The 18146-nt window shown below is 66.3% G+C and carries 15 protein-coding genes and 2 pseudogenes; 15 read left to right on the forward strand and 2 right to left on the reverse strand.

Annotation, left to right across the window (positions count from 1 at the left end):
- Positions 1-150 precede the first annotated feature (150 nt).
- Positions 151-1617, forward strand: coding sequence for a sodium:solute symporter family protein (locus ACSX1C_RS03925; RefSeq protein ID WP_439888324.1), 1467 nt, complete (start codon positions 151-153; stop codon positions 1615-1617).
- Positions 1618-1724: 107 nt separating this feature from the next.
- Here the strand turns inward: ACSX1C_RS03925 and ACSX1C_RS03930 are convergent, their stop codons facing one another.
- Positions 1725-2741, reverse strand: a complete 1017-nt coding sequence (locus ACSX1C_RS03930) for a GlxA family transcriptional regulator (RefSeq protein WP_439888325.1) — start codon at positions 2739-2741, stop codon at positions 1725-1727.
- Positions 2742-3170: 429 nt separating this feature from the next.
- On the opposite strand from ACSX1C_RS03930, the gene glyA reads away from it, so the two are divergent.
- The 5 genes from glyA to ACSX1C_RS03955 all read left to right on the forward strand — a co-directional run bounded on the left by glyA (position 3171) and on the right by ACSX1C_RS03955 (position 9800).
- Complete coding sequence (gene glyA / locus ACSX1C_RS03935) at positions 3171-4424, forward strand: serine hydroxymethyltransferase (protein WP_439888326.1); 1254 nt, start codon at positions 3171-3173, stop codon at positions 4422-4424.
- Positions 4425-4485: 61 nt separating this feature from the next.
- Positions 4486-5736, forward strand: a complete 1251-nt coding sequence (locus ACSX1C_RS03940) for a sarcosine oxidase subunit beta family protein (RefSeq protein ID WP_439888327.1) — start codon at positions 4486-4488, stop codon at positions 5734-5736.
- A 16-nt stretch (positions 5737-5752) separates the two neighbouring features.
- Positions 5753-6082, forward strand: a complete 330-nt coding sequence (locus ACSX1C_RS03945; protein ID WP_439888328.1) for a sarcosine oxidase subunit delta — start codon at positions 5753-5755, stop codon at positions 6080-6082.
- Positions 6079-9096 (forward strand): sarcosine oxidase subunit alpha, encoded by a 3018-nt coding sequence (locus ACSX1C_RS03950; protein WP_439888329.1) that lies wholly within the window; start codon positions 6079-6081, stop codon positions 9094-9096. Before ACSX1C_RS03945 ends, ACSX1C_RS03950 begins: the two co-directional genes overlap by 4 nt.
- A gap of 74 nt (positions 9097-9170) precedes the next feature.
- Positions 9171-9800 (forward strand): sarcosine oxidase subunit gamma, encoded by a 630-nt coding sequence (locus ACSX1C_RS03955; protein WP_439888330.1) that lies wholly within the window; start codon positions 9171-9173, stop codon positions 9798-9800.
- Between the two features lie 189 nt (positions 9801-9989).
- On the opposite strand, the pseudogene ACSX1C_RS03960 reads toward ACSX1C_RS03955, so the two are convergent.
- Positions 9990-10082 (reverse strand): annotated as a pseudogene (locus tag ACSX1C_RS03960) (hypothetical protein); the annotation flags it as partial.
- Between the two features lie 110 nt (positions 10083-10192).
- Here ACSX1C_RS03960 and ACSX1C_RS03965 point away from each other — a divergent pair.
- The 9 genes and pseudogenes from ACSX1C_RS03965 to ACSX1C_RS04005 form a co-directional block, all read left to right on the forward strand.
- Positions 10193-10360: pseudogene (locus ACSX1C_RS03965) on the forward strand (site-specific integrase); the annotation flags it as partial.
- Positions 10361-10523: 163 nt separating this feature from the next.
- Positions 10524-11423 carry a VOC family protein gene (locus tag ACSX1C_RS03970; protein WP_439888331.1) on the forward strand — a complete coding sequence of 300 codons (900 nt, stop codon included), beginning with the start codon at positions 10524-10526 and terminating at the stop codon, positions 11421-11423.
- A gap of 11 nt (positions 11424-11434) precedes the next feature.
- On the forward strand, positions 11435-12316 hold the full coding sequence (locus ACSX1C_RS03975) for a CoA transferase subunit A (protein WP_439888332.1): 882 nt from the start codon (positions 11435-11437) through the stop codon (positions 12314-12316).
- Positions 12317-12328: 12 nt separating this feature from the next.
- A complete protein-coding gene (locus ACSX1C_RS03980) occupies positions 12329-13135 on the forward strand; it encodes a CoA-transferase subunit beta (RefSeq protein WP_439888333.1) in 807 nt (268 codons plus the stop codon).
- Between the two features lie 36 nt (positions 13136-13171).
- Positions 13172-14041: an enoyl-CoA hydratase gene (locus ACSX1C_RS03985; protein ID WP_439888334.1), complete on the forward strand. Its 870-nt coding sequence runs from the start codon at positions 13172-13174 to the stop codon at positions 14039-14041.
- On the forward strand, positions 14041-15138 hold the full coding sequence (locus tag ACSX1C_RS03990) for an NAD(P)H-dependent flavin oxidoreductase (RefSeq protein ID WP_439888335.1): 1098 nt from the start codon (positions 14041-14043) through the stop codon (positions 15136-15138). The genes ACSX1C_RS03985 and ACSX1C_RS03990 overlap by 1 nt, the downstream gene beginning before the upstream one ends.
- Positions 15135-15893, forward strand: coding sequence for an enoyl-CoA hydratase family protein (locus ACSX1C_RS03995; protein ID WP_439888336.1), 759 nt, complete (start codon positions 15135-15137; stop codon positions 15891-15893). The genes ACSX1C_RS03990 and ACSX1C_RS03995 overlap by 4 nt, the downstream gene beginning before the upstream one ends.
- Before the next feature lie 14 nt (positions 15894-15907).
- Positions 15908-17074 carry an acyl-CoA dehydrogenase family protein gene (locus ACSX1C_RS04000; RefSeq protein ID WP_439888337.1) on the forward strand — a complete coding sequence of 389 codons (1167 nt, stop codon included), beginning with the start codon at positions 15908-15910 and terminating at the stop codon, positions 17072-17074.
- Positions 17075-17085: 11 nt separating this feature from the next.
- On the forward strand, positions 17086-18144 hold the full coding sequence (locus ACSX1C_RS04005) for an acyl-CoA dehydrogenase family protein (RefSeq protein WP_439888338.1): 1059 nt from the start codon (positions 17086-17088) through the stop codon (positions 18142-18144).
- Positions 18145-18146 lie beyond the last annotated feature (2 nt).

The raw sequence follows: 18146 nt of genomic DNA on the forward strand, positions 1-18146 counted from the left end.
CTTCAACAGTTATTACAAATACAATAATGAGGCATTTGTTATGAATTCCTGGGTACTTACGCTCTTCGTAGCGCTCAACATTCTCATGTTCCTGATTGCGGCCGGAACCTACCTGTGCCGCTCCGCCAACGAACAAGCCAGGCAGCGAGGGTGAGCGCAGTGGACTTCTATGAACTGTTCAATTGGGGCCTGCTGCTCGTCACCTTCGCGGTAATGATCGGCATCGGCTTCCTCTCATCGCGTAAAGTCAAAGACAGCGATGAAGGCGGATTTCTTCTCGCGGGCAGGAGCCTCGGTGCTTTTGTCGGCGCGAGTACCATAGTGGCCACCGGCTTCAGCGGCTGGGGCTTTATGGGGTCGCCGGCGGTGGCTTACGAGTTCGGGGCCATCGAGCTGCTGGGCAACTTCTTCTTCGCTCCGGCGATCATGATCGCGGTGCTGTTCTTCGCCAACCATATGCAGAACCGCGCCATTCACATGGGCAGCAACACCATTCCCGAGTACATCGGCCAGATTCATGGCGGCGGTGCGGGTGGGCGACTGCTGCAGGGTGTGGCGGCGTTCATGACCATCATCCTGCTGATGGTGTTCCTGGTCAGCCAGATCAAGGCGGTCGGCATGCTCGGCGCCTCCTGGCTGAACATCGAGATGACCAGTAGCGCCTGGCTGATGATTTCGGTGATCATCCTCTACACCATGCTGGGTGGCCTGGCCGCCGTAGCCTGGACCGACACGGTGATGGTCTGCGGCATGGCCCTGGCGGCGATCGTGATCATGGTGCAGATGTTCACCAGCGTCGATCTGGGCCAGTGGCAGGCCAACCTCAACGCCATCAATCCCAGTCTGCTCAACCCGGAGACCGCGGCGCCCTATGGCCAGAGCAAGGGTTCGGTGTTTCTGGTGTTGCCTTACGCCTTCCTGTTTGCCGCGGTGCTGCCGTACATGGCGATCCGTTTCCTCGCCTTCAAGCCGAACGTGAAGATGCACAAGGTCGGCATCTACGTGGCGATTCTCGGCGCGCTGCTGAGCCTGATCCCGCTGGTTGGCCTGTACATGCGTGCCTTCGGTCCGCAACTGGCCGATCCCGACAGCGCCATGCCGATGTACCTGCAGACGTTCATGCACCCGGCGCTGCAGGGGATCATCACCCTGTTCATCATCTTCGCCATGAAGTCCACCGCCAATTCGATGCTGCACACCGTAGCGTCGGCGACCTCCCATGACCTGCGTCTGGCGCTGAACAAGCATGCCGAGGTGGACTCACCCCGTGCCCTGACCGTCAACCGGATTGCGGTAGTGGTGTTGGGCCTGCTGGGGCTGCTGATGATGATGTATGCGCCGCCGTTCATGCTGTCCTGGCTGGGCATCCTCGGCTCCGGCACCCTGCTGGCGGCGATGATCGGTCCGGTGTTCATCTCCACCTTCTGGCAGGGCAACGTGGCCGGTGCCCTGGTGGCGATGCTGGTCGGTTTCTTCACCAGCGCCGGCCTGCTGTTGACCACCGATATCGGCTGGGTCGAGGGGCCGCTGATTGGTTGCCTGGCCTCATCCCTCGCCTATGTCGCGGTCTCGGTGCTGACCCGCACCCGAATGCCGGTGGTGAGGCGGGCGCGATAGTCCAGCCGTTCTAGGCAAGGGCCACTGACACGGCGCAGTCAGTGGCCCTTTGCTTTTTGACGGTCTTTGCTGGGGGCGCTAGCTGCACATGCCGCAGGTGAGATGACTCATCCCAGGGCGCTCTGCTTGCGTTCGTCCCGTGGCGAGTGGCCGAACAGGCGGCTGTAGCACTTGGAGAAGTGCGCCGGCGAGGCGAAGCCGCAGGATAGCGAGACGTCGCGTACCTGCGCATCGGTGCGCAACAGCAGGTCGCGGGCGCGATTGAGGCGCAGCTCCAGGTAGTACTGGCTGGGCTTGCGCTCCAGGTACTTGTGGAACAGCCGCTCCAGTTGGCGCACCGACACCTCGTTGAGCTGGGCGAGCTCCTCCAGTTCCAGGGGCTCCTCCAGGTTGGCTTCCATGATCGCGACTATCTGGCTCAGCTTCGGCTGGGCATGTCCGAGCTTCTGCCGCAGCGGCACCCGCTGTTGCTCGCGGGAGCCGCGCATGCGATCGCACAGCAGCAGCTCCGCGGCATGCTCGGCAATCTCCGCGCCACCGGGTTCGCGGGCGATCAGTTGCAGGGTCATGTCCATGGACGCGGTGCCGCCGGAGCAGGTGTAGCGGTTGCGGTCCAGCTCATACAGCTGGTTGGAGATGATGATCCCGGGGAACTTCTCCTTGAGCTGCTCGATGTCCTCCCAGTGAATGGTGCAGCGGTGGCCTTTGAGCAGGTCGGCGCTGGCCAGCAGGTGGCTGCCGGTGCAGATGCCGCCCAGTGGCACGTCCTGATGGGCCAGCTTGCGCAGCCAGTTGAGCAGGTTGCGGTCGTGCTTGGCCGGAATCGGGTTGGAGCCGACCACGAACAGGGCGTCCAGCTCGGGGGCATCGGCGATGGAGTGATCCGGCACCACGCACATGCCGTTGCTGGCGCGTACCAGTTCATGGTCCGCGGCGATCAGCAGCGATCGGTACAGCGTGCGCCGCGCCGCCAGGTTGGCCATGCGCAGGGTTTCGATGGCGCAGGCAAAGCCGATGGTGGTGAAGTTGGGGGTAAGCAGGAAACCAAAGGTTTTCACTCGAGCTTCCGGCGCTTCCCTGAGCGGTCTGCCGACCTGCTCCAATGTTTTAGACGTTTGCGCCATGCGAGAAACCTCCACTGCAGTAGCTATCGCCTTTGCGCGCAGGGCAGGAGGGCGCAAAGGAGTCTACTGAGGCTCTTGTTGTTCTTGGGCTGCCTGGAACAGCCAGCCAGCGGTCGATTTTACACCCATTCCCGCATCTACCGATCGTTCCCTGGGGGCTATCTGGAGCCCTTTGCCGCGGCAGTTTCGCCAGGCAGAGGTGCCCGTACTTGCCGGGCAAGCCGAACATTTTCGCGTCGGAAATGAACAAACGGCGCCTTGGGCCTTTTCGCACAATCCATCGCAACAAGCCCTACCCATCCAGCTCCCGACCAGGTGCGCCATCTATGGCATTGCGGACGTCGGGAGAGGGGCTGGGGTTAACCCCTTCGGGCACAGGGCGGCCTTATACCAACAAGAGCGACTTCACCCTGTCGCAGGAGATCAGCGATGTTCAGCAAACAAGACCAAATCCAGGGCTACGATGACGAACTGCTCGCGGCGATGAACGCCGAAGAGGCCCGTCAGGAGCATCACATCGAGCTGATCGCCTCGGAGAACTACACCAGCAAGCGCATCATGGAAGCCCAGGGCAGCGGCCTGACCAACAAGTACGCTGAAGGCTACCCGGGCAAGCGCTACTACGGCGGTTGCGAGCACGTCGACGTGGTCGAGCAGCTGGCCATCGATCGTGCCAAGCAGCTGTTCGGTGCCGATTTCGCCAACGTCCAGCCGCACTCCGGCTCCTCGGCCAACAGCGCCGTCTACCTGGCCCTGCTCAACGCCGGCGACACCATCCTGGGCATGAGCCTGGCCCACGGCGGCCACCTGACCCACGGTTCCAAGGTCAGCTCCTCCGGCAAGCTGTACAACGCCGTGCAGTACGGTCTGGACACCGCCACTGGCCTGATCGACTACGACGAGGTCGAGCGCCTGGCCGTCGAGCACAAGCCGAAGATGATCGTCGCCGGCTTCAGCGCCTACTCCAAGACCCTGGACTTCCCGCGCTTCCGCGCCATCGCCGACAAGGTCGGTGCGCTGCTGTTCGTCGACATGGCCCACGTCGCCGGCCTGGTCGCCGCCGGCCTGTACCCGAACCCGATTCCGTTCGCCGACGTGGTCACCACCACCACCCACAAGACCCTGCGCGGCCCGCGCGGCGGCCTGATCCTGGCCAAGGCCAACCCGGAGATCGAGAAGAAGCTCAACGCCGCGGTCTTCCCGGGCGCCCAGGGTGGCCCGCTGATGCACGTGATCGCCGCCAAGGCGGTGTGCTTCAAGGAAGCCCTGGAGCCGGGCTTCAAGGACTACCAGCAGCAGGTGATCAAGAACGCCCAGGCCATGGCCCAGGTGTTCGTCGAGCGCGGTTTCGACGTGGTCTCCGGTGGCACCGACAACCACCTGTTCCTGCTCAGCCTGATCAAGCAGGGCCTGACCGGTAAGGACGCCGACGCCGCCCTCGGCCGTGCCGGCATCACCGTCAACAAGAACTCCGTGCCGAACGACCCGCAGTCGCCGTTCGTCACCTCGGGTCTGCGTATCGGTACCCCGGCCGTGACCAGCCGCGGTTTCAAGGAAGCCCAGTGCGTCGACCTGGCCGGCTGGATCTGCGATGTCCTCGACCACCTCGGCGATGCCGACGTCGAGGCCCAGGTGGCCAGCTTGGCAGCGGGATTGTGCGCGGACTACCCGGTCTATCGCTGAGTTTTCCCTCACCCCAGGGCCTCTGGCGAGGCCTGGGGGAACAGATTTCAGGAGCATACCCATGCAACGTTATTCCGGCTTCGGCCTGCTCAAGCACTCCTTCAGCCACCACGAGAACTGGCAGCGCATGTGGCGCAACCCGACGCCCAAGCCGGTTTACGACGTGATCATCGTCGGCGGTGGCGGCCACGGTCTGGCCACCGCCTACTACCTGGCCAAAGCGTTCGGCGTGAAGAACGTCGCGGTCATCGAGAAGGGCTGGCTGGGCGGCGGTAACACCGCGCGCAACACCACCATCGTGCGCTCCAACTACCTGTGGGACGAGTCGGCGCAGCTCTACGAGCACGCCATGAAGCTGTGGGAGGGCCTGTCCCAGGACCTCAACTACAACGTCATGTTCTCCCAGCGCGGCGTGTTCAACCTCGGCCACACCCTGCAGGACATGCGCGACATCGAGCGCCGGGTCAGCGCCAACCGCCTCAATGGCATCGACGGCGAGGTGCTCAACGCCAAGCAGGTCGAGGAACTGATCCCCTTCATGGACTGCAGCAAGAACACCCGTTACCCGGTGATGGGCGCTTCCCTGCAGCGCCGCGGCGGCGTCGCCCGTCACGATGCGGTGGCCTGGGGCTATGCCCGCGCCGCCGACGCCCTGGGCGTCGACCTGATCCAGCAGACCGAAGTGATCGGCTTCCGCAAGGAGAACGGCGCGGTCATCGGCGTGGAGACCAATCGCGGTTTCATCGGCGGCAAGCGCGTCGGCGTGGTCACCGCCGGTAACTCCGGGCACATGGCCAAGCTGGCCGGCTTCCGCCTGCCGCTGGAGTCGCACCCGTTGCAGGCGCTGGTGTCCGAGCCGATCAAGCCGATCATCGACAGCGTCATCATGTCCAACGCCGTACACGGCTACATCAGCCAGTCGGACAAGGGCGACCTGGTCATCGGCGCCGGCATCGACGGCTACAACGGCTACGGCCAGCGCGGCTCCTACCCGACCATCGAACACACCCTGCAGGCCATCGTCGAGCTGTTCCCGATCCTCTCGCGGGTACGCATGAACCGCCAGTGGGGCGGCATCGTCGACACCTGTCCAGATGCCTGTCCGATCATCAGCAAGACCCCGGTGAAGAACCTGTTCTTCAACTGCGGTTGGGGTACCGGTGGCTTCAAGGCCACGCCGGGTTCCGGCCATGTATTTGCCGCCAGCCTGGCCAAGGGCGAGATGCACCCGCTGGCCAAACCCTTCGCCATGGACCGCTTCTACAGCGGCGCGCTGATCGACGAGCACGGCGCTGCCGGCGTCGCCCACTAACAGGAGAAATACCGACATGCTGAACATCTTCTGTCCCCATTGCGGCGAGCTGCGCTCCGAAGAGGAGTTTCACGCCAAGGGTCAGGCGCATATCCCGCGTCCGCTCGATCCGAATACTTGCACCGACGAACAGTGGGGTGACTACCTGTTCTTCCGCGACAACCTACGGGGCATCCACCACGAGCTGTGGATTCATGCCGCGGGCTGCCGGCAGTACTTCAATGCCACACGCGACACCATCAGCTACGAAATATTCGAAACCTACAAGATTGGCGAGAAGCCGAGCGTGACGGGCCAGCCGAAGCCGGCTCGCCAGGTCACCCGTGCGTCAGGAGAAAAGGCATGAGTCAGATCAATCGTCTCTCCCAGGGCGGGCGCATCGATCGCAGCCAGCCCCTGACCTTCAAGTTCAACGGCGAGACCTACCAGGGCTATGCCGGCGACACCCTGGCCGCCGCGCTGCTGGCCAACGGCGTCGACATCGTCGGCCGCAGCTTCAAGTACTCGCGTCCGCGCGGCATCGTCGCCGCCGGCGCCGAAGAGCCGAACGCGGTGCTGCAGATCGGCTCCACCGAAGCGGCGCAGATCCCCAACGTGCGCGCCACCCAGCAGGCGCTGTACAGCGGCCTGGTAGCGACCAGCACCAACGGCTGGCCGAACGTCAACAACGACCTCATGGGTATCCTCGGCAAGGTCGGCGGCAAGATGATGCCGCCCGGGTTCTACTACAAGACCTTCATGTACCCGCAGAACCTCTGGCTGACCTACGAGAAGTACATCCGCAAGGCCGCCGGCCTTGGCCGTGCGCCGCGGGAAAACGACCCGGACAGCTACGACTACATGAACCAGCACTGCGACGTGCTGGTGGTCGGCTCCGGCCCCTCCGGTCTGGCCGCCGCCCTGGCCGCCGGCCGCAGCGGCGCGCGGGTGATCCTCGCCGACGAACAGGAAGAGTTCGGTGGCAGCCTGCTCGACAGTCGCGAGACCCTGGATGGCAAGCCGGCCGCCGAGTGGGTGGCCAAGGCCCTCGCCGAGCTGGAGAAGCTGCCTGAAGTGTTGCTGCTGCCGCGCGCCACGGTCAACGGCTACCACGACCACAACTTCCTCACCATCCACCAGCGCCTGACCGACCACCTCGGTGAAGTCGCGCCGATGGGCCAGGTGCGTCAGCGCATGCACCGCGTGCGCGCCAAGCGCGTGGTCCTGGCCACCGGCGCCCACGAGCGGCCGTTGGTTTACGCCAACAACGACGTGCCGGGCAACATGCTGGCCGGTGCCGTGTCTACCTACGTGCGTCGCTATGGCGTCGCGCCCGGCAAGCAGTTGCTGCTGTCGACGACCAACGATTACGCCTACCGCGTGGCCCTGGATTGGCTGGAAGCCGGCCTGCAGGTGGTGGCCATTGCCGATGCCCGCCCCAATCCACGCGGTGCCTGGGTCGAGGAGGCAAGGGCGAAAGGACTTCGCGTCATCAGCGGCAGTGCGGTGGTCGAAACCCGAGGCAGCAAGCGCGTCAGCTCGGCGCGGGTGGCTCGCATCGATGCCCAGACTCACAAGGTCACCAGCCCGGGCGACTGGCTGGAGTGCGACCTGGTGGCCAGCTCCGGCGGCTACAGCCCGGTGGTGCACCTGGCTTCGCACCTCGGTGGCCGCCCGGTGTGGCGTGAAGACCTGCTCGCCTTCGTACCAGGTGACGGCTTCCAGCAGCGCCTGTGCGCCGGCGCGGTCAATGGTGTGTTCGCCCTCGGCGATGCCCTGGCCGACGGTTTCGAGGCCGGCGCCAAGGCGGCGGGCGAGGTGGGCTTCAAGCCGGTGAGCGGCGAGTTGCCGAAAGTATTCGGCCGCCATGAGGAGGCCGGACTGGCGCTGTTCCTAGTGCCCCACGACAAGCCGACGGCGCGCGCGCCGAAGCAGTTCGTCGACCTGCAGAACGACGTCACCGCGGCCGGCATCGAGCTGGCCACCCGCGAGGGCTTCGAGTCGGTCGAGCACGTCAAGCGCTACACCGCGCTGGGCTTCGGTACCGACCAGGGCAAGCTGGGCAACATCAACGGTCTGGCCATCGCCGCCCGTTCCATGGGCATCGGCATCGCGCAGATGGGCACCACCATGTTCCGCCCGAACTACACCCCGGTGACCTTTGGCGCCGTGGCCGGGCGCCATTGCGGCGAGCTGTTCGAGCCCAAGCGCTACACCGCGCTGCACGCCTGGCACCTGAAGAACGGCGCCGAGTTCGAGGACGTCGGCCAGTGGAAGCGCCCCTGGTACTTCCCCAAGCGCGGTGAGGACATGCACGCCGCCGCGGCCCGCGAGTGCAAGGCCGTGCGCGACAGCGTCGGTATCCTCGATGCCTCGACCCTGGGCAAGATCGATATCCAGGGCCCGGATGCCCGCGAGTTCCTCAACCGCGTGTACACCAACGCCTGGACCAAGCTGGACGTGGGCAAGGCCCGCTACGGCCTGATGTGCAAGGAAGACGGCATGGTCTTCGACGACGGTGTCACCGCCTGCCTGGCCGACAATCACTTCGTCATGACCACCACCACCGGTGGCGCCGGTCGGGTGATGGAGTGGCTGGAGATCTACCACCAGACCGAATGGCCGGAGCTGAAGGTGTACTTCACCTCGGTCACCGACCACTGGGCGACCCTGACCCTGTCCGGCCCCAACAGCCGCAAGCTGCTGGCCAAGGTCACCGACATCGACCTGGACAAGGACGCCTTCCCCTTCATGACCTGGAAGGAAGGCAATGTCGGCGGCGTGCCGGCCCGGGTGTTCCGCATCTCCTTCACCGGCGAGCTGAGCTACGAGGTCAACGTCCAGGCCGACTACGCCATGGGCGTACTGGAGCAGATCGTCGAGGCGGGCAAGCAGTACAACCTGACCCCCTACGGCACCGAGACCATGCACGTGCTGCGGGCGGAGAAGGGTTTCATCATCATCGGTCAGGACACCGACGGCTCGGTCACTCCGGACGACCTCAACATGGGCTGGTGCGTCGGTCGCAACAAGCCGTTCTCCTGGATCGGCTGGCGTGGCATGAACCGCGAGGACTGCCTGCGTGAAGACCGCAAGCAACTGGTCGGCCTCAAGCCGGTCGACCCGAACAAGGTGCTGCCGGAAGGCGCACAGCTGGTGTTCGATGCGAAGCAGCCGGTACCGATGAGCATGGTCGGCCATGTGACCTCCAGCTACTTCAGCAGCTGCATGGGCCATAGCTTCGCCATGGCCCTGGTCAAGGGCGGCCTCAAGCGCATGGGCGAGAAGGTCTTCGCGCCGCTGGTCGACGGCAGCGTGATCGAGGCCGAGATCGTCAGTGCGGTGTTCCTCGACCCGAAGGGCGAACGGCAGAACATCTGAGGCTTCAGCATTCACCTCCAGGCGCCGGCGAACCGCCCCTGGAGGTCAACCAGACAACCTCGAAGGTTAACGATATGACAGCGTTCAACGTCTACAAGCAGCGCCCCGATGCCGGCCAGGCCGAATCCCCGCTGTTCCACGCCGGCCTCGACGAGCTGGCATGCAAGGGCAAGAGTAGCGCCGGGGTTACCCTGCGCGAGAAGAAGCTGCTCGGCCACCTGATCCTGCGCGGCGATGGCCATGATCCGGCTTTCTCCAGCGCCGTACACAAGGCCATTGGCCTGGAGCTGCCGGTGGCCCTGAGCCTGGTGGCCAGCGGCGAGACTTCCTTGCAGTGGTTGGGACCGGAGGAGTGGCTGCTGATCGTGCCCAGCGGCTCCGAGTTCGAAGTGGAGCAGAAGCTCCGGGCAAGCCTTGCCGGTCAGCATCATCAGGTGGTCAACGTCAGCGGCGGCCAGACCATTCTCGAGCTGAGCGGTCCCAAGGTCCGCGAGCTGCTGATGAAGTCCAGCTCCTACGACGTGCACTCGAGCAACTTCCCGGTGGGCAAGGCGGTCGGCACCGTCTTCGCTAAGTCCCAGCTGGTGATCCGCCATACCGGCGAGGAGACCTGGGAGCTCTTGGTGCGCCGCAGCTTTACCGATTACATCTGGTTGTGGCTACAGGATGCGTGTGCCGAGTTCGGACTGGCGATTAAGGCCTGACATGTCGCTAACTCGTCCCTCGCTCGGCCTCGGGGGGCGGGTTAGCACATCTATAGGCAGTGTAACTGTAGTGATACTTCGCTGGAGCCAATAGCGGTAAAGGGGGGAATCTCAGCTCGGTGGTACAAGGGTGGTACGAGGTCGGCAGAGGGTGAGCCTGCAGCCCAGTGTTTCCAGCCCTTAGAGGCTTTGATCCTTCCAATCCATCATCGGCGCCACGGAGAAGCGGCGGGACAGCGAAGGGCACGTGATTGCTGGTGTTGAGGCTGATTCTAGAGGCATTTGTTCCAGGCCGGTTAAGGGCTCAAAAGGCTCGTTTTGGCCCATTTTCGCGCATGTTGTGCAAAATTTAAGCACTGGTAAATGTATTTTTAGCACTGGTGGTGAGCGATATGGGAACGATCACTCGGCGCGTGAATAAAAGCGGGCAGACCAAGTAAACGGTTCAGATTCGGCTGCGCCGCAAGGGGGTCATAGTTTACCAAGAAAGTCAGTCTTTCGACCGCAAGCAGGTGGCCCGGGCCTGGATGACCAGGAGGGAGGCAGAGCTGGCGTTGCCCGCTACCACTTGAGCGGCCTCCTCAGAGGCCCGCTCCGCCCTGCTGCGCTAGTCCCAACGGACGATGTTGCGCCTCGGCCTAGCCGATTAAATCGCTCTCCATAGGGCCTCCCCGGCAACGTGCGCGGGTAGGCCGAGGCCTGACTGCAACGAGGAGAGCGCCCATGGATATCCGTGGTCTGGGTTACGTCACCGTATTGGCCAGCGACCTGAACCGCTGGCGCGACTACGCCACACAAGTGCTCGGCCTGATGGCCGATGCCAGCGCCCAGGCCGACGGTCTGCTGTACCTGAAGATGGACGAGCGTCCCTACCGCTTGCTGGTCGAGCAGGCCGAGCGCGACGGCTACGGCGCCTGCGGCTGGGAGCTGGCCGGCGCGGCCGCCTTCGAGCAGGCCATCGCCGAGCTGCAGCAGGCCGACGTGCAGGTCAGCCGTGGCAGCGCCGCCGAGGCCACGCAGCGCAAGGTGCAGGCACTGGCGCGCTTCTGCGACCCGGACGGCAACCGCCACGAGCTGTTCTGGGGGCCGCTGCAGGACTTCGCCCGCTTCGTCTCGCCGGTCGGTGTGCACGGCTTCGTCACCGGCGAGCTGGGCATGGGCCACGCGGTGCTGCCGGCGCCGAACTTCGAGCGCTGCCTGGACTTCTACCAGAACGTCATGGGCCTGGGCCTGTCCGACCTGATGAAGGTGCGCTTCAGCGACGACCCGGCCGAGCCGCAGAAGCGCATTCACTTCCTGCATTGCAACAACGGCCGCCACCATTCCCTGGCGCTGTTCGAGTGCCCGATTCCCTCCGGTTGCGTGCACCTGATGCTCGAGGTGGACAACCTCGACGACGTCGGCCGCGCCCTGGACCGCCTGCATGGCGCCGGCGGCAAGCTGTCGGCCACCCTCGGCCGGCACACCAACGACGAGATGACCTCCTTCTACATGCAGACCCCGGGCGGTTTCGACCTGGAGTACGGCTACGGCGGCAAGGTCATGGACTGGCAGCGCCACACCCCGTTCGAGAGCACCGTGGTCAGCCACTGGGGCCATGACTTCAGCGTGGGGCGGCGGTGATGGAGGCGAGCATGAACAAATGCACCACGGCGGCCGAGGTGGTCGCCCAGTTGCGCGACGGCATGACCATCGGCATCGGCGGCTGGGGCCCGCGGCGCAAGCCCATGGCCCTGGTGCGCGAGATCCTGCGTTCCGAGCTCAAGGACCTGACGGTGGTCGCCTATGGCGGCGCCGACGTCGGCATGCTGTGCGCCGCCGGCAAGGTCAGGAAGCTGGTGTTCGCCTTCGTCTCCCTGGACTTCATCCCGCTCGAGCCCTATTTCCGCAAGGCCCGCCAGGACGGCGCCCTCGAGGTGCTGGAGATCGACGAGGGCATGCTCCTGCTCGGCCTGCGCGCCGCGGCCATGGGCGTGCCCTTTATCCCCACCGCGGTGGGCCTGGGCACCGACGTGCTGACCCACAACCCCGAGCTCAAGCTGGTCGCCTCGCCCTATGCCGACGGCAAGGACTGGCTGGCCATGCCGGCGCTCAAGCTGGACGCCGCGCTGATTCACGTCGACCGCGCCGACGCCCGCGGGGTCTGCCAGATCCAGGGCCCGGACCACTATATGGACGACCTGTTCGTGCGCGCCGCCGAACGCGCTTACGTCAGCTGCGACGAGCTGGTCGACAGTGACTGGTTCCACGCCCACCCCGAGGCCGCGCGCCAGGTGTTCTGGGAGCGCAACCAGACCAGCGCCGTGGTGCACCTGCCGGGCGGTGCCCATCCCAGCTCCTGCGCGCCGCTGTACGGCTTCGACGTCGCCCACTTCAAGGCCTACAACGCCTCGGCCAGCGAGCCGGACGGCTGGCCGGCCTACGTCGAGCAGTACGTCAACTGCAGCCATGTGCATTACCTGGAGCGGGTCGGCGGCCTGGCCGCGATTCGCCAGCTCCCCCTGCCGGTTTTCTAAGCGAGGCTCGACATGACCACTGCTACCACTCCCTATAGCCTCGCCGAACTGCTGATCTGCGCCGCCAGCGAATGCTGGCGCGACGACGGCGAGGTGCTCGCCACCGGCATCGGCGTGATCCCGCGCCTGGCCGCCTCGCTGAGCATGCAGAGCAGCAACCGCGACCTGCTGATGACCGACTCCGAGGCCTTCATGGTCGCCGAGCCGGTGCCGCTCGGCGCGCGCGGCGGTTACCAGCCCAAGCTCGACAGCTGGATGGGCTTCTCGCGCATCTTCGACAACGTCTGGGGCGGCAAGCGCCATGCCCTGGTCGGCCCGACCCAGATCGACCGCTTCGGCCAGGCCAACATCTCCTGCATCGGTGGCGACTACCGCAGGCCCAAGGTGCAGATGCTCGGCGTGCGCGGCTTTCCCGGCAACTCCATCAGCCACGCCAACTCCTTCTTCGTGCCCAGCCACAACCGCCGGGTGTTCGTCGAGGGCGAGGTGGATATGGTCGCCTCGGCCGGCTACAACCCGGCGCGCCTGGCCCGCGGCTGGTCGCTGGACGACATCGACATCCGCCTGATCGTCACCGATCTGTGCGTGCTGGATTTCCAGGGCCCGCAGCGGCAGATCCGCGTGCGCTCGCTGCATCCGGGCGTGAGCCTGGCCGAGGTGCAGGACAACACCGGCTTCGCCCTGCATGTGCCGGCGACCGTCCCCACCACCGCCGCACCGAGCCCGGAACAGCTGCAACTGGTCCGGCAGCTGGACCCGCACAACCTGCGTGCCCAGCAGCTCAAAGACAACCCGCCGGGCGAGCGCCGCCCGCGCTGAGCGCCACAGGCAGTGCGCCTGCCGGAGAACCCGAAGATGAGCGAACACAATCCGCAAGACAGCCAGGTGGTGCTCTACGAGGTGCAGGGGCCGGTGGCCCTGGTCACCATGCACCGTCCCGAGTACCACAACGCGCAGAACTCGCAGATGACCTACGCCCTGGACGCCGCCTTCCAGCGCGCCTGTGCCGACGACGCGGTCAAGGTCATAGTGCTGCGCGGCGCCGGCAAGCACTTCTCCGCCGGCCACGACATCGGCACCCCGGGGCGCGACGTCGACCAGAGCTTCGAGCGCGCCAGCCTGTGGTACGACCATGTCAATAAGCCCGGCGGCGAGTTCCTCTATGCCCGCGAGCAGGAGGTCTACCTGGGCATGTGCCGGCGTTGGCGCGAGATGCCCAAGCCGACCATCGCCATGGTCCAGGGCGCCTGCATCGCCGGCGGCCTGATGCTGGCCTGGGTCTGCGACCTGATAGTGGCCAGCGAGGACGCCTACTTCGCCGACCCGGTGGTGCGCATGGGCATTCCCGGGGTGGAGTACTTCGCCCACGCCCACGAGCTCAACCCGCGCATCGCCAAGGAATTCCTCTTCCTCGGCGAGCGCATGTCGGCGGCCCGCGCCCAGCAGATGGGCATGCTCAACAAGGTGGTGCCGCGCGACGTGCTGGAGGACGTGACCCTGGACATGGCCCGGCGCATCGCGCAGATGCCGCGCCTGGGCCTGCAGCTGACCAAGCAGGCGCTGAACAACGCCGAGGACCTGATGGGCAAGCGCGCCACCATGGACATGGTGTTCGGCCTGCATCACTTCGCCCACGCCCACAACGAACTGGTATCCGGTGACCGCCTGGGCGGCTACGACGCCAAGGCCATGGCCAGTTCCCAGCGCAAGCCGGCGGAGGCCTGATGACCGTGGCTTTGAATACCCGCCTGACCGAACTGCTCGGTTGCCGCTACCCGATCCTCCAGACCGCCATGGGCTGGGTCGCCGACCCCAGGCTGGTGGCCGCCACCGGCAACGCTGGCGGCTTCGGCTTCCTCGCCGGCGCCACCATAGAGCCGCAGCGCATGGAGGCGGCGATCCGCGAGACCCAGCGCCTGACCGACGCGCCCTTCGGCGTCAACTTCCACATGTACCAGGCCAACGCCGGCGATATAGTCGAGCTGGTGCTCAAGCACAGGGTCAAGGCGGTCAGCTACAGCCGTTCGCCGGGCAAGGCCATGATCGGCCGCCTGAAGGACGCCGGGGTGGTCTGCATGCCCACGGTGGGCGCGCTCAAGCATGCGGTCAAGGCGGTGGAGATGGGCGCCGACGCGGTGACTATCCAGGGCGGCGAGGGCGGCGGCCATACCGGCTCGGTGCCGACTGCCCTGCTGCTGGCCCAGGTAGTGGACGCGGTGCCGGTGCCTGTGGTGGCCGCCGGCGGTTTCAAGGACGGTCGCGGCCTGGTCGCGGCCCTGGCCCTGGGCGCCTCCGGCATCGCCATGGGCACGCGCTTTTTGATGAGCGCCGACAGCCCGGTACCGCGCGCCACCCTGGCGCGTTACCTGGCGGTGCGCGATCCGGCGGCGATCATCGTCAGTCGCGCCATCGACGGCATGCCGCAACGGATGATCCGCAACGAGCTGCTCGACCAACTGGAGCGCAGCGGCGGGCTCAGGCGCCTGCTGCTGGCCCTGCGCTGCGCCCTGGCCTACCGCAAGCACAGCGGCGCCAGCCTCGCTCAGCTGCTCGCCAGCGCGCTGAAGATGGGCGGCGCCGGCGAGCTGAGCGCGGCGCAGACCTTGATGGCGGCCAACGCCCCCATGGTGATCCAGAAGGCCATGGTCGAGGGCCTGCCGGCGCAGGGCGTGCTGCCCGCCGGCCAGGTCGCCGCCAGCATCGACAGCCTGCCGGGCTGCGCAGAATTGATTGGCCAGATCGTCCGGGAAGCCGAAGCGCGCCTGGCCGAGCTGGGTCGCCGAGCCACCGCCACCGCATTGCCTGAAAGGACCACCCCATGAGCCATCCCTTTAGCGTCAGCATCGACAACGGCATCGCCGAGCTGGTGTTCGACCACCCGCCGGTCAATGCCTTCGACTGCCAGGGTTGGGCGGCCATCGCCGCCGAACTCACGCGTCTGGGCGAGTCGGCCGAGGTGCGGGTCATCCTCATCCGCGCCGAGGGCCGCGGCTTCTGCGCCGGGGTCGACATCAAGGAGCTGGCCGCCGACGGCAACCTGATCGTGGCGGTGAACAAGGGCAACTACGACAGCTTCAAGGCGGTGCACCGCAATCCCAAGCCGGTGATCATCGCCGTGCACGGCTTCGTCCTCGGCGGCGGCATCGGCCTGTGCGGCGCCGCCGACATCCTGGTGGCCAGCGACTGCGCGCGCTTCGGCGTGCCCGAGGTGGACCGCGGCGCCATGGGCGGCGGCGCCCACCTGCAGCGCCTGTTCCCGGTGCAGAAGGTGCGTCACATGTACTTCACTGGCGAGCCGATCGACGCCGCCGAGGCCCATCGACTGGGTGCCGTGGAGCGTGTGGTGGCGCGCGGCAAATTGCGCGAGGCGGCGCTGACCATCGCCCGGCAGATCGCCGCCAAGAGCCCGGCGATGATCGCCCTGGCCAAGGAGGCGCTGACCGGCATCGAGGACGGCAACCTCGAAGACAAATACCGCTGGGAGCAGGGCTTCACCCTCGAGGCCTACCGCTCGCTGGATTCCCAGGAGGCCCGCGACTCCTTTGTCGAGAAGCGCGGCGCCCAGTTCAACGGCTGACAGGACAGACTTCTATGGACCTTCACTACACCGAGGGCCAGCAGGCCTTCCGCGCCGAGGTGCGCGCCTGGCTGGCGGCCAACGTGCCGGCAGAACCGCTGCAGTCCTTCGACACCGAACAAGGCTTCGCCCAGCACCGCGCCTGGGAGGCCAGGCTCAATGAGGGGCGCTGGGGTATGGTGACCTGGCCGACCGAGCTGGGCGGGCGCGGTTGCGACCTGATCGAGTGGCTGATCTTCGAGGAGGAGTACTACCGCGCCGGCGCCCCGGCGCGGGTCAACCAGAACGGCATCTTCCTGCTCGGCCCGACCCTGATGGAGTACGGCACCGAGGCGCAGAAGGTGCGCTTCCTGCCGAAGATGGCCACCGGCGAGGAGGTCTGGGCCCAGGGCTGGTCGGAGCCGGGTGCCGGCTCCGACATGGCGGCGATCCGCTGCCGCGCCGAGCGGGTCGGCGACAAATACCTGATCAATGGTCAGAAGACTTGGTCGACCCGCGCGGTCTGGGCCGATTGGCTGTTCGGTATCTTCCGCACCGACCCGCAGTCCAGCCGCCATCACGGCCTGACCTTCATCCTGGTGCCGCTCAGCAGCCCGGGCATCACGGTGCGGCCGATCGAGCAGCTCAACGGCCTGCCGGGCTTCGCCGAGGTGTTCTTCGACGACGTCGAGGTGCCGGCGGCGAACGTGCTCGGCGGCGTCGGCCAGGGTTGGCAGGTGGCCATGTCCACCGCCGGCTTCGAGCGCGGCCTGATGCTGCGCTCGCCGGCGCGCTACCAGGAAACCGCGCGGCGCCTGGTGCAGCTGTACCTGGACAACCGCGAGCAGGCCGACCAGGACCCGGCCATAGGCGAGGCGGTGATGCGCGCCTACCTGGATGCCGAGGCCTACTGCCTGGCCACCTATATGACCGCCTCGCAGCTGGACAAGGGCGGCAAGATCGGCGCCGAGTCCTCGACCAACAAGATCTTCTGGTCCGAGCTGGACCAACGCATGCACGAGACCGCCCTGAGCATCCTCGGCCTGCGCGGCGAGCTGCTGCCCGAGGCGCCGGACGCAGGCGTAGTCGGCCACTGGCTGGACGGCTTCCTGTTCGCCCAGGCCGGGCCCATCTACGCCGGCACCAACGAGATTCAACGCAACATCATCGCCGAACGCATGCTCGGCATGCCGCGCGCATAACAGGGGGCGTCATGGACTTTAGCTTTAGCCAGGATCAACTGCTGTTCCAGGCCAACGTCAGGAGCTTCCTGACCAACGAGGTCACCCCCGAGCGCATCCGCGAACTGTGGCAGACCGGCAGCGGACGCAGCGACGAGCTGTGGACGCAGCTCGCCGAGCTGGGCCTGACCGCCCTCAGCGTGCCGGAAGCCCACGGCGGCCTGGGCATGAACGAGCTGGACTTCGTCCTGCTGGCCCAGGAATGCGGCTATGCCGGGTTGGCCGAGCCGCTGGTGGATACAGTGCTGCTCGGCGTGCCGCTGCTCAGTGGTCTGGGCGACGAGCAACTGGAGCTGCAAAACGACTGGCTGAGCCGCGTCGCCGAGGGCCGTGCGCGCCTGGCGGTGGGCCAGCCGGGCAACCCGCTGGTGAGCGATGCGCATGTCGCCGACCTGCTGCTGCTGCCCCATGGCGACGAGGTGCACGCGCTGCCGCGGGCGGCGGTGCAACTGACCCGCAACCCATCGGTGGACCCCAGCCGCCAGCTGTTTCGCGTCGACTGGACGCCCAGCGTCGCCACCCGCGTGGGCGCCGCCGAGCAGGGCCGTGCGCTCTGGGCCGCCACCGGCAATCGCGGCGCCCTCGGCACGGCGGCGCAGTTGCTCGGCCTGGCCAAGCGCATGGTCGACCTGGCGGTGGACTACAGCTTCGAACGCAAGCAGTTCGGCAAGCCGGTGGGCTCCTTCCAGGCGGTCAAGCACCTGATGGCCAACGTCGCGGTGCAGATCGAGTTCGCCAAGGGGCCCTTGTACCGCGCCGCCTATGCCCTGGCCGAGGGCCAGCCGGGGGCGGCCGTGCAGGTCGCCCATGCGCGCCTGGCCTGCGCCGAGGCCGCGCTGTTGGCGGCCAAGAACGCCATCCAGACCCACGGCGCCATGGGCTACACCTGGGAGGTCGACCTGCAGATCTTTATGAAACGCGCCTGGGCCCTGGACAAGGCCTGGGGCGACCGCGGCTGGCACAAGGCGCGCATCCGTCAGGCGCTGTTCGGCGGGGCCCTGTGCCCGGGCGCCGGGCAGACCTTCCAGTAATA

Origin of the sequence: Pseudomonas sp. MBLB4123, from assembly GCF_051904775.1 — a bacterium.
GTDB classification, from domain to species: domain Bacteria; phylum Pseudomonadota; class Gammaproteobacteria; order Pseudomonadales; family Pseudomonadaceae; genus Aquipseudomonas; species Aquipseudomonas benzenivorans_B.